At 67.6% G+C, this 11,639-nt stretch carries 10 protein-coding genes; 4 read left to right on the top strand and 6 right to left on the bottom strand.

Annotation, left to right across the window (positions count from 1 at the left end):
- The first annotated feature begins 72 nt into the window (after nucleotides 1–72).
- Both GP2_RS14985 and GP2_RS14980 read left to right on the top strand, forming a co-directional pair.
- Nucleotides 73–1,605 (top strand): catalase, encoded by a 1,533-nt coding sequence (locus GP2_RS14985; RefSeq protein WP_006901370.1) that lies wholly within the window; start codon nucleotides 73–75, stop codon nucleotides 1,603–1,605.
- A gap of 40 nt (nucleotides 1,606–1,645) precedes the next feature.
- The gene (locus GP2_RS14980; RefSeq protein ID WP_040527166.1) at nucleotides 1,646–2,941 is read left to right on the top strand and encodes a competence/damage-inducible protein A; all 1,296 of its coding nucleotides are present in this window, start codon (nucleotides 1,646–1,648) and stop codon (nucleotides 2,939–2,941) included.
- A 9-nt stretch (nucleotides 2,942–2,950) separates the two neighbouring features.
- On the opposite strand, the gene GP2_RS14975 is transcribed toward GP2_RS14980, so the two are convergent.
- Together GP2_RS14975 and GP2_RS21855 are read right to left on the bottom strand one after the other, a co-directional pair.
- A complete protein-coding gene (locus GP2_RS14975) occupies nucleotides 2,951–4,597 on the bottom strand; it encodes an acyl-CoA synthetase (protein ID WP_006901368.1) in 1,647 nt (548 codons plus the stop codon).
- Nucleotides 4,598–4,769: 172 nt separating this feature from the next.
- Complete coding sequence (locus GP2_RS21855; protein WP_165484435.1) at nucleotides 4,770–4,979, bottom strand: hypothetical protein; 210 nt, start codon at nucleotides 4,977–4,979, stop codon at nucleotides 4,770–4,772.
- On the opposite strand from GP2_RS21855, the gene GP2_RS14970 reads away from it, so the two are divergent.
- A complete protein-coding gene (locus GP2_RS14970) occupies nucleotides 4,891–5,877 on the top strand; it encodes an esterase/lipase family protein (protein ID WP_040527164.1) in 987 nt (328 codons plus the stop codon). The two genes, GP2_RS21855 and GP2_RS14970, sit on opposite strands and share 89 nt — an antisense overlap.
- A complete protein-coding gene (locus GP2_RS14965; RefSeq protein ID WP_006901366.1) occupies nucleotides 5,874–6,743 on the top strand; it encodes an oxygenase MpaB family protein in 870 nt (289 codons plus the stop codon). The genes GP2_RS14970 and GP2_RS14965 overlap by 4 nt, the downstream gene beginning before the upstream one ends.
- 107 nt (nucleotides 6,744–6,850) lie before the next feature.
- Here GP2_RS14965 and GP2_RS14960 read toward each other — a convergent pair whose 3' ends face one another.
- The 4 genes from GP2_RS14960 to GP2_RS14945 form a co-directional block, all read right to left on the bottom strand.
- Nucleotides 6,851–8,185: an NtaA/DmoA family FMN-dependent monooxygenase gene (locus GP2_RS14960; RefSeq protein ID WP_006901365.1), complete on the bottom strand. Its 1,335-nt coding sequence runs from the start codon at nucleotides 8,183–8,185 to the stop codon at nucleotides 6,851–6,853.
- Nucleotides 8,186–8,275: 90 nt separating this feature from the next.
- Nucleotides 8,276–9,049, bottom strand: a complete 774-nt coding sequence (locus GP2_RS14955) for an ABC transporter ATP-binding protein (protein ID WP_006901364.1) — start codon at nucleotides 9,047–9,049, stop codon at nucleotides 8,276–8,278.
- Nucleotides 9,046–9,933 carry an ABC transporter ATP-binding protein gene (locus GP2_RS14950; RefSeq protein WP_006901363.1) on the bottom strand — a complete coding sequence of 296 codons (888 nt, stop codon included), beginning with the start codon at nucleotides 9,931–9,933 and terminating at the stop codon, nucleotides 9,046–9,048. The genes GP2_RS14955 and GP2_RS14950 overlap by 4 nt, the downstream gene beginning before the upstream one ends.
- Nucleotides 9,930–11,558, bottom strand: a complete 1,629-nt coding sequence (locus GP2_RS14945; protein WP_006901362.1) for an ABC transporter substrate-binding protein — start codon at nucleotides 11,556–11,558, stop codon at nucleotides 9,930–9,932. Before GP2_RS14945 ends, GP2_RS14950 begins: the two co-directional genes overlap by 4 nt.
- Nucleotides 11,559–11,639: the final 81 nt, after the last annotated feature.

Below are 11,639 nucleotides of genomic sequence, written 5' to 3'. Positions count from 1 at the left end.
TAGCCCTCGGGTCACGCATTCTCTCCTGCACGGATCTCTCGTGCGCCGGATACCTGACCTCGCGGAGGCGACATGTCCGACGATTCCCTGTACACGACCCGGGATTCCGGGGCCCCGGCCGGAAGTGACGAACACTCCCTGACCGTCGGGCCCGGTGGGCCGATCGTCCTGCACGATCACTACCTGCTCGAGCAGATGGCCCAGTTCAACCGCGAACGCATCCCCGAACGACAGCCGCATGCCAAGGGCAGTGGCGCCTTCGGCACCTTCGAGACCACCGCCGACATCTCGCAGTACACGTGTGCCGCCTTGTTCCAGCCCGGCGTCAAGACCGATATGGCGGTGCGGTTCTCGACGGTCGCCGGCGAGCGCGGGAGCCCCGACACGTGGCGCGATCCACGCGGGTTCGCGCTGAAGTTCTACACCACCGAGGGCATCTACGACATGGTCGGCAACAACACGCCGATCTTCTTCGTCAAGGACCCGATGAAGTTCCAGCACTTCATCCGATCCCAGAAACGACGCCAGGACAACAACCTCCGCGATCACGACATGCAGTGGGACTTCTGGACCCTCTCGCCGGAGTCGGCCCACCAGGTCACGTGGCTGATGGGCGACCGCGGCATCCCGAAGACGTGGCGTCACATGAACGGCTACAGCTCGCACACCTACCTGTGGGTGAACGCCGACGGCGTGAAGCACTGGGTCAAATACCATTTCAAGTCCGACCAGGGCGTCGAGCACCTGACCCAGCACGAGGCCGACCAGATGGCCTCGGCCGACACCGACTTCCACACGCGGGACCTCTTCGAGAACATCGCGGCGGGCAATCACCCCAGTTGGACTCTCAAGGTCCAGCTGATGCCGTTCGACGACGCGCCGAAGTACCGCTTCAACCCGTTCGACCTGACCAAGGTGTGGCCGCACGGCGACTACCCGCTGATCGAAGTCGGCCGGATGACGTTGCACACCAACCCCGTCGACCACCACACCCAGATCGAGCAACTCGCCTTCGAGCCGAACAACGTGGTCCCGGGCATCGGCTTCAGCCCCGACCGGATGCTGCTCGCCCGGGTGTTCTCCTACGCCGACGCCCACCGCGCCCGGCTCGGCGGGAACTACAAGCAGATCCCGGTGAACGCGCCCGTCAACGAGGTCCACTCGTACTCCAAGGACGGCGCGATGCGCATCCACAACGTGACCGACCCGGTCTACGCGCCCAATTCCAAGGGCGGGCCGGCCGCGCTCTATCCCGGCCAGGGCGAACCGCAGTGGGCCGCCGACGGCGAGATCCTGCGCAGCGCCTACGTCGACCACGCCGAGGACGACGACTGGGGTCAGGCCGGCACGCTCGTGCGTGAGGTCTTCGACGACGATGCGCGGGATCGGTTCGTGGACAACGTGGTCGGGCATCTCCTGAACGGCGTCTCCGATCCGGTTCTCGAGCGCGCCTTCGAGTACTGGCACAACGTCGACCCGGACATCGGCGCACGTATCAGGTCGGGTGTGGCCGAGAAGAAGAACGCGTCCGACCCGAAGAAGGACGACCAGGCCAACCCGGCGCGGTCGTCGATGCAGGAGAAGGCCGCCGAAGAGAAGGCGTGACGGTGTCGCTCGCGGCGTCGGGCCGACTAGGCTCGACGCCGTGAGTGTGCGCGCAGGAATCGTCGTGACCGGAACCGAGGTGCTCACCGGCAGGATCTCGGATCAGAACGGGCCGTGGTTGTCCGAGCAGCTCCTCGCGCTCGGCGTCGACGTCGCCCACATCACCATCTGCGGCGACCGTCCCGCCGACCTCGCCGCCCAACTCCGATTCCTCGCCGAACAGGGTGTGGATCTGATCGTGACGAGCGGCGGACTCGGCCCCACCGCCGACGATCTCACCGTCGCCACGGTCGCCGAGTTCTGCGGCCGTGAGCTGAGACTCGACCCCGAGCTCGAGGAGCACATCGCGGACATCATCCGCCGGTGGCGCCCCGACACCCCCGACATCGACGAGGGGCCGACCCGGGTCGGCATCCGCAAGCAGGCGATGGTCCCCGCCGGAGCGGCCTCCCTCCCGCCGACCGGCACGGCTCCCGGCGTGGTGATCCCCGCCGTCGGCGGCCCCACACCGATCCCGACCGTGGTCATCCTGCCGGGCCCGCCCGGCGAACTGCAGGCCATGTGGCCGTCGGCGATCGCCGCTCCCACGGTCGCCGAGGTGCTCGCCCGGGCCGACGACCTACAGCAGGCGACCCTACGTGCCTACGGCCTGCATGAGGCGCAGCTCGCCGAGACACTGCGTCTCGCCGAGACACGGGTTCCCGAGTTCGACCGTCTGGAGATCACCACCTGCCTCCGCCGCGGTGAACTGGACATGGTGACCCGCTTCGCCTCCGCCGACGCCGGCGTCTATCGGCAACTGCTCGACGTCCTCACCGAACACCATGGGCGGCAGATCTTCTCGACCGACGGCTCCACCATCGAGGACCAGCTCGTCGAGGCGCTCGGGGGCCGGCTGATCGCGACCGCGGAGTCGTGCACCGGCGGACTCGTCGCGGCACGCCTCACCGACCGCCCCGGCTCGTCGGAGTACGTGATGGGCGGTGTCGTCTCGTACTCCAACGCGGCGAAGGCCGATCTGATCGACGTGCCGGCGGAGATGATCGCCGAGCACGGCGCGGTCAGCGAGCAGGTCGCCGCGGCGATGGCCGAGGGCGCCCGACGCCGCCTGAAGACCGACGTCGCGGTCTCGACCACCGGCATCGCCGGCCCCGGCGGCGGCACCGAGGCCAAGCCGGTGGGGACGGTGTGTTTCGGCGTCGCGATCGCGGGCCGTCCGACCCACACCGTCACCCGCAGGTTCCCCGGTGACCGTGAACGCGTCCGCGCGCTCACCACCACCGCGGCACTGCACCTGGTGGTGCAGCAGCTCAGGCGAGCCGACTCCGAGAACTGACCGGCGCGCTCACAGCGGTCCGGCGGGCAGCAGCCTCCGCACCAGCTTGCCCGTGGGGTTGCGCGGCAACTCGTCGACGAACACCACGTCGCGGGGCACCTTGTAGCGCGCGAGATGCGCCTTCACGTGGGCCTTGATGTCGTCGGGGGTCGGATTCGCGCGAGGTGCCGCGACGATGAAGGCGCGCAACCGCTTTCCGAACTCGTCGTCGTCGACGCCGATCACCGCGACGTCGTCGATGTCGGGATGTTCGGCGAGCAGGTTCTCGACCTCGAGCGGGTAGACGTTCTCGCCGCCGGAGACGATCATGTCGTCGTCGCGGCCGTCGATGTGCAACAGGCCGTGCTCGTCGAAGCGCGCCATGTCGCCGGTCGACATGTAGCCGTCGATGATCTCCTTGTTCCGGCCGTCGGTATAGCCCTCGAACGGTGCGCCGTTACGGACGAAAAGCCTTCCGCGGACGTTTGTTCCGTGGATGCGGTTGCCCTCGTCGTCGAACAGCGCCAGCCGGCCGGTGACCGGGGGGCGGCCGACGGTGCCCGGGGCCAGGCGCAGTTCCGCGGTGGTCGCGACCGACGCGATCGCCACCTCGGTGGAGCCGTAGAGGTTGTAGAGCACGTCGCCGAAGGTGTCCTGCACCGCCTCCGAGAGTGTCGGGGAGAGCGCGGATCCCGCGATGACGATGACCCGCAGCGCGGAGGTGTCGTACTTCGCGATGGTCTCGGGGCCGAGGGCGAGGATGCGGTGCAGCATCGTGGGCACCGCCACCAGCATCTCCGCCCGGTGCTCGGCCAGCGCGGCCAGGGTCTTCTCCGGATCGAACCTCCGCAAGACGACGGCCTTGTTCCCGAGCGCGGCGGCCACGCCCCACAGCGCGAAGCCGGTCGAGTGGAAGATCGGCGAGACGATCACCGCCGTCCCGCGCCGGGGGACCGGGATGCGGTCGACGATCAGCGCACTGGAGAACGGGGACAGCTTGGTGCGCTGCGCCCCCTTGGGCAGGCCGGTGGTGCCGCTGGTGAGGATCACCAGGCCGGCCCATTCGTCGGGTTCGGCCGGCGTCGACGTGTCACCGGTCGCGGTGATGTCCTCGAGGGTGCGCACCCCGTCCGGGATCGGGCGCTTGCCGTCGACCCAGGTGACGATGCGCAGGATCTCCGGGGGCAGGGCGTCGGCGAGGTCGCCGAACTCCTCGTCGTAGAGCATCGCGGTGACCTTCTCGCGTTCGGCCACCTCGACGAACTGGGTCTTGCCGAAGCCCGTGTTCATCATCGCCAGCCGGAGCCCGGCCTTGCCCGCGGCGCTCATCGTGGTCAGGAGCCCCCGATGGTCCCGGGCGATCACGCCGATCACCGAGCCGCGCTCGATCCCGGAGGCCAGGAGGTGATTGGCGAGCGCGTTCGCGTGGGCGTCGAGCTCTCCGTAGGTGAGCTCGCCCTTCTCGTCCGCGATCGCACCGGCGTCGGGATACTCCTCCGCGCCGTGCGCGACGACCGATCCGCACGGCCCGATGGTCTTTGCGCGCTTGACCGTGGTGAGGGTCTCCTTGGGATTCGTCGGGTTGAGCAGGCCGGAGCGCACGAGCACCTTGAGTGCGCCGACCGCGTCCTGGACCGATTCGACCGCCGTTCCCACCGCCGAGGTCACCGAGACCATGTGAACCCACCTTCCGCGGCCGGAGCCGCACATCGCGCCACCCGGTACGGCACCCGGCGGTACCGGCCCGGAACGTGCCGGCCACGAGGTGCCGATGTAAACGCCAGACTAGGTCGCCGTCTGGGCGTTCTGTCCGGTTCTTCGGAAAGTCGCTGTGCGCCAGCCGAAGTCGTCACCCGATATCGTTTTCATCCGCTAACGACCAACTCTCTACCGCGCGGCGGTCACGAATTCGTTGCGAAACGAGGACAGGTCTGACAACATCCGTCATCAGATAGACGAGGCGGAGGATCATGTTCGGTTTTCGACGATTGACGACGATGGTGACCGCGGCGGCGGCATGCGCGGTGATGGCGGCGAGCGGATTGGTCGCCACCGGCACGGCAGCGGCAGCGCCTGCGAAGAAATACCCCGTGTCCTGGGATTTCCGATCCGCGATCCCGAGCGCGCTGCAGCAGACCGTGGACCCGAACTGGGCTCCGCCGGGCGCCAACGACCCATCGTGCCGGCTCACGAAGGAGCGTCCCAACCCGGTCGTCCTCCTCAACGCCACGGCCACCACCCAGTGGGCGTACAACGCAGGCGCCCCGTATCTCGCCAACAACGGCTACTGCGTATACACGTTCAACTACGGCAACATCACCCCGATCCCGACGTTCCCGATCCAGGGCCTCGCCGACATCGAGCGCTCGGGCCGGGAGATCTCGCGTCAGATCGACCGCATCCTGCGCCGGACCGGCGCGAAGAAGGTCGACCTGGTCGGCTGGTCGCAGGGCGGCGGCCTGTTGCCGCACTACTACATCGACTTCCTCGGCGGCGACAAGAAGGTCGACAAGCTCATCGGCATCGCCCCCGGAAACCACGGGTCGACAGGCGACATGCTCACCTATGTCCGGTATTTCATCCCCCCGTTCGGTCCCGTAGGCTACGAGATCTTCAAGGCGCTCTTCCCGGCGTTCGCCCAGCAGGCGCAGTACTCCGACCTGGTCCGCAAGGTGTATGGCAACGGCGACACCAAACCGGGCCCGCACTACACGACGATCGTGACGAAGTACGACGAGATCGCCACCCCGTTCACCAACGGCTTCCTCGAGGGGGACAACGTCACCAACATCCTCCTGCAGGAGGACTGCCCGGTCGACCTCTCCGAACACCTGTCGATCAACTTCAGCGAGCGCACCTGGCGGCACGTGAAGAACGCGTTGACACCTGCCGAGGCCACCCCCGTACCCTGTTTCCAGGTCGACCCCTTCTACCCGGGAATGAGCGAAGGCCGATGACAACGGACGCGATCGGCGCGCAGACGCCGGCAACCGACGACGCGGACATCACGCCGCTCGGTCCGGATTCGGTGGCGTGGAAGGTCTTCGGCGATCTCACCTTCGTCCTCGGCGCGCCCCGGCGCCTGCTCATCGACGTCGCGCACCCGGTCGTGGCGACCGGTGTCCGCGAGTTCTCGGTCTTCGAGTCCGACCCGTACGGCCGCGCCGAGCGGACGCTGAACATGATCATGGGTGTCGTCTACGGGCGTGACGACGCCCTCGACATGGCCCGGCGGCTCCGCGAACGGCATCGGGACATCAAGGGCCGCAACCCGGACGGCACGCGGTGGAGTTCGCTGAACCCCGAGGCGTTCCACTGGGTCCACGCGAGCCTCGTGCACGGTGTGTACACCCAGCAGAAGGAACTCGGGCGCGGCTGGAAGCCGGGCGAGGTCGAGCAGTTCTACCTCGAGATGCGACGCGTGGGCCGCATGTACGGCGTCCGCGAACAGGACATGCCGGCCGACTGGGCGTCGTTCTGCGACTGGTTCGACGAGATGACGCGGACCCGGCTGGAGCGGTCGGACATGACCGACCGGGTGTTCGCGCTGGCGACCTCGCCGAAGCCGCCGCCGCACATCCCGGTCCTGCGCATCCCGTTCCTCTGGAACTCCACGATCCGCCCCGTGGCCGGGCTCGTCGTCGGCACCGTGACCGCCGGTCTGCTGACCCCGGAACTGCGGGGCCTGCTGGGCATCGACTGGGGCCGGGGGCGCCGGTTCTTGTTCCGGCTCATCGCTGTCCAGTCGAGGCTGATCATCCCGCGGTTGCCCAAGCGGATCAGGATGGTGCCGCATGCGCGAGCGGCAGCACGGAAGAAGTAACCCCGGCAATACCCGTCTCCGCGAGGGCTCTGACCTCCAGGCCGCTGTGCCCCTGCACACCGTGGCGTGCAGGGGCACAGCGTCTCTCGTTCGGCGGCCCGGGGAGATCAGAAAGCGCGCAGGTTCTCCTTCAGGGTCGAGCCGGTGTACTCCTCGCGAATGAGGCCGCGACGACGCAACTCCGGGGCCAGGCCGTCGGAGATCATGGCCAGGTTCATGCGGGTGGTGGGCAGGTAGAACAGGAAGCCGTCGCCGCCGGCCTCCTCCATGATCTCGCCCATCTTGTCGGCGATGGTCGACGGCGAACCGATGAGGCCCATGTCCTTGACCTGGAAGCTCGAGGCGACGACCTCACGCAGGGTCTCGTCCTCGCGCCCCTCGAACAGGCCGGCGATCGAGGTGTACTCGCCGTTCTGCTTGCTGAGGTCGATGTCGCGGACCTTGGTGTCGGGATCGATCGCACCGAAGTCGATCCGGCCGCCCGAGGTGTAGGACATGTTCCACAGGTTGTACTCGATGGCCTTGTCCGTCTTGCGGAATGCCTGCGCGGCCTCGTAGGCGGCCTGGGCTTCGGCGTCGGTCGCCGCGATCGTGGGGGTCGCGATGAACAGCACCTTGATGTGATCGGGGTTGCGACCGGCGGCGGCCGCGCGGGCGCGGATGTCCTCGCGGTAGGCCTTGGCCGCCGCGGCGTCCTTGACGATCGCGATCTGGGTGTCGTCGTAGTTGGCGGCGAGCACGCGGCCCAGCTCCGAGCTGCCGGCCGAGCAGACCGGCACCTCGCGCTGCGGTCCCGGGATGGTGTTGAGCGGGCCGCGGCACTTGAAGAACTTGCCGACGAACTCGATCGGGTTGACCTTGGTGTGGTCGGCGTAGACGCCGGCGTAGGGATCGGCGATGACGGCGCCCTCCTCCCACGAGTTCTGCAGCGCCTTGACGACGTCGATCCACTCCATCGCCATCTCGTAGCGCTCGTCGTGCTCGAGGTGACGCTCGTAGCCGAAGTTCTGGGCGACGCGGTCGGTGACGCTGGTGACGACGTTCATGCCCACGCGTCCCTCGGTGAGATGGTCGAGGGTGGTGAAGGCACGGGCGGCGAGGAACGGCGGGTACTGGATGGTCGACACAGTCGGGATGATGCCGATGTGCTTGGTCTGCTGGGTCATCAGCGGGACCAGCGGCAGCGGATCGTTCTTGGGCGCCATGAAGCCGCGGCGCAGCGAGGTCTCGGCAGAGTTCTTGTAGGAGTCCTCGACCATCGAGGTGTCCTCGATGAGGATGTAGTCGAAGCCGGCTCGCTCGAGGCTCTTGGCCATGTCGACGTGGATGTCGGGCTTCATCCAGTCCAGGTGGTTGGTGCCGGTCCAGGGACCGTCACCGTTCGTCGGGCTCCAGGGGTGAATGCCGAAGCCGTCTCCGAGGAACCAACCCATATGGAACATGTGAATCTCCTGTCGTGAAATACCTGCGATGGGGTCCGCCCACCGCGAGAACTGTTGGTCGGCAGCGAGTGCCGCCGGTGATCCGAAGGGTCAGGCCACTGCTTCCATGGCCTGGTAGGCGCCGACGAGGGTCTGCGTGTAGTCGTTCGACGGCGCGTTGAGCAGCGACATGGTCTCGCCCGATTCGACGACCTTCCCGCGGTTCATCACCAGCAGGTCGTCGGTGATGAACGCGGTCGCGGGAAGACCGTGCGAGATGAACACCAGCCCGAGGGAATGCGTCGTGACGTAGTCCTTCAGGAGGTTGAGCACCACGGCCTGGGCCGAGACGTCGAGGGCGCTGACCGCCTCGTCGCAGACCAGGATGTCGGGGTGCACGACGAGTGCGCGTGCGATCGAGAGGCGTTGCCGCTGACCGCCGGAGAGCTGATGCGGATACCTCTCGACCAGCTCCGGGGCGATGCCGAGGTCCGCGACGATCGAGTCGACCGCATCGTCGGCCGCCTTCGAGTCCAGGCCGCCCAGGATCTGCGCGGGACGCCGGATCGCCTCGCGGACGATGCGGCGCGGGTCGAAGGTGGTCGTGGTGTCCTGGGCGACGAGCTGCACCTTGCGGCGGTACTCGAGGCGCCCGGGACGCCGCTCCAGCAACCGGCTCAGGTCTCGTCCGTCGACGAGGACCTGACCCGACGTCGGTGCGGTCAGTCCGACGATCATCTTGCCGAGAGTCGACTTGCCGGAGCCGGATTCGCCGACGATCCCGACCGACCGGCCGCTCTCGAGCTTGGTGGTGACGCCGCCCACAGCGGTCACCTTGCGGCCGTACTGCTTGTGGACGTCGACGACCTCGATGATGGTGCTCATGCCGCCGGCTCCTCGGTCATGACCGTGTCCAGCGTCGGGAGACGGTCGAGTTGGGCCGAACTCAGCGTCGGCATGCACTGCAACAGGCCACGGGTGTACGGGTGGCGGGCGTGGTCGAGGTCGCGCGCGGCCACCGTCTCGACGACCTCGCCCTTCTGCATCACGAGCACCTTGTCCGCGAACCGGCGGGCGAGCGCGATGTCGTGGGTGATGAACACCAGCGACGCGCCGTTCGCGACGGTCAGCCCCGTCATCAGCTCCATCACCGACACCGCTAGCGAGGCGTCGAGCGCGCTGGTCGGCTCGTCGGCGATGAGCAGCTCCGGCTCGGACGCCAGGGCGATGGCCATCATCACGCGCTGGCGCATGCCGCCGGAGAGCTGCCCGGGCACCGACGACATCACCCGTCGGGGATCGACGATCCCCACCTGCTCGAGGCGCTCCTCCGCGGCGGCGGCACGCTCCTTGCGGGACCCGTACCTGCCCTTCGGGAGGACCGCCATCAGCTGGCTGCCGACCGACCAGATCGGGTCGAGGGAGCTCATGGCGTCCTGGAAGATCATCGAGATGCCCTGGCGGCGATCGGGAATCCGCTTGGCCGGCAGATCGAGCAGCGAACGACCGGACAGCGACATCGTCGTCGCGGCCACCTCGCCCACACCCGGCGGGATGAACCCGCCGAGTGCGTTGGCGATGCTGGACTTGCCCGACCCCGACTCGCCGACGATGGCGACCCGCTCGCGCGTCCCGATGGTGAACGAGGTGGGGTGGATCTTCTCCACGCCGCCGTAGCGGATGGTCAGGTCCACCACCTCGAGAACCGGCGACGGCGCCTCGTGCGTGCTCTTCGTCTCGGGAGCAACCGAATCGGTGAGCGTGGTCACGGCTTGAGCACCGAGTAGTCGATGACGCTGTCGGTACGGAACACGTAGCCGCCGAGACCGTTGCGGAAGGCGTTGAGCGGCTGGACGTATCCGATGTACACGGTCGGCATCTGGTCCTGCAGGACCCGCTCGGCCTTGTTCCACTCCGCCCAGGCCGCCGGAGTGAGCGGCTCTCCGGCCTTGTTGCCGGCGGCGATCGCGTTGTTCAGCGGGGCGTAGTCGAAGTCAGGCCAGTTGATGGGCGAGCCGGGGGTGTAGAACAGCGACAACACGTACGGCGGGGACTGGACGACCGCGTAGTCGCGACCCATCGACGCCTGGAACGTCTTGGCGGCCAGGCCCTCCTGGAAGACCGCCGAGTTCACCTCGTTGAGGGTGATCTCGAAACCTGCTGCGCGGGCCGCGGTCTGGATCTGGACGGCGGTCTCCTTGAGATCCGGGACGGCGTTGTTGATGGTCAGCTCGAACTTGACCGGGGTGCTGACGCCGGCGTTCTTCAGGATCTCGAGCGACTTCTGCGGGTCGAAGGTGTTCGGGTTCAGGCCGCTGCCGTTGAAGTCGGGCAGGGTGTCGTTGAGGATCGACGAGATCGGCCCGAGGCGCCCCTTGTAGACGTCCTTCATGATCGCCTCGTAGGGCACCGCGTGGGCGAACGCGCGGCGGACGTCGACGTTGTCGAAGGGCGCCTTGGTGGTGGTCAGCGGCACGTAGACGTAGGCGTTGCTCGGGACGTCGAAGATCTGGGCCGCGCCGGCGTCGCTCAGGGCCACCTGGTCGGCCGGGCGCAGCTGGGTGGCGATGGCGGCGTCACCGCTCTTCACCAGGTTCGACCGCTGGCCGGCGTCGGCGACGACGCGCTGCACGATCTTCTTGACCTCGGGCTCGCCGAGCGCGTAACCCGGGTTCGCCTCGTAGACCATCTGCTGGCCGGGGGTGTAGCTGACCAGCTTGTATGCACCGAATCCGTAGTCGGCGTTGGTCTTCGAGTGCTCGACGCCGTACGGATCGTCGGGGGTCGCGTGTGCCTTGAGCACGTCGGAGTCGTAGATGGTGTAGGGCTGGTTCGACAGCAGCGACAGCAAGGTGAAACCGTGCGCCGGATCGTCGATGGTGATCGTGACGGTGTCGTCGTCGATCTTCTTGACCTGGTCGGGCGAGGTGATGACCGGGGCGCTGACGAACGCCACGATGCTGGTGTCGACCTCGAACTTGCGCTTGAAGGAGAAGACGACGTCGTCGGCGTCGAGCGAGTTGCCCGAGGCGCTCTTGGCGTCGGTGTTGAGCTCGAAGGTGATGACCTTGCCGTCCGGGCTCACGTCGTAGCTCTTGGCGAGGACCGGTTCGAACTTGAACAGCTCCTGGTGGGCCGCGAGTCCGTCGGTTCCCTCGACATAGGGGTTGCGGATCAGGGTGGCGCCGGTGTTGAGCCAGAACTCCGCGGCCTCGTAGCCGGTGGGGGTGCTCTCGTAGCTGAAGCTCGGCGGCTGGGCGGCGGTCACGATGACCACACCGCCCTCGGCCGAGTCCCCCGACGAGCCGCCGCAGGCACTGAGCGTCAGCGCGGCGGCGAGGGTGAGCGCGGTGCCGCTCACCAGAGCGGACAGTCTCTTCCTGGTGGACTTCATGGGTATCGAGGACTCCGTTCTACTTCGAGGTTGTCGAGACGAGATGTGCACGACGCGATGTGCACGAGGACCTGGCACGAG

The sequence above is a fragment of the Gordonia paraffinivorans NBRC 108238 genome, from assembly GCF_000344155.1.
Lineage (GTDB): Bacteria > Actinomycetota > Actinomycetes > Mycobacteriales > Mycobacteriaceae > Gordonia > Gordonia paraffinivorans.
Note: the sequence above shows the minus strand (reverse complement) of the source record. Positions and strands in the feature narration are given on the sequence as shown.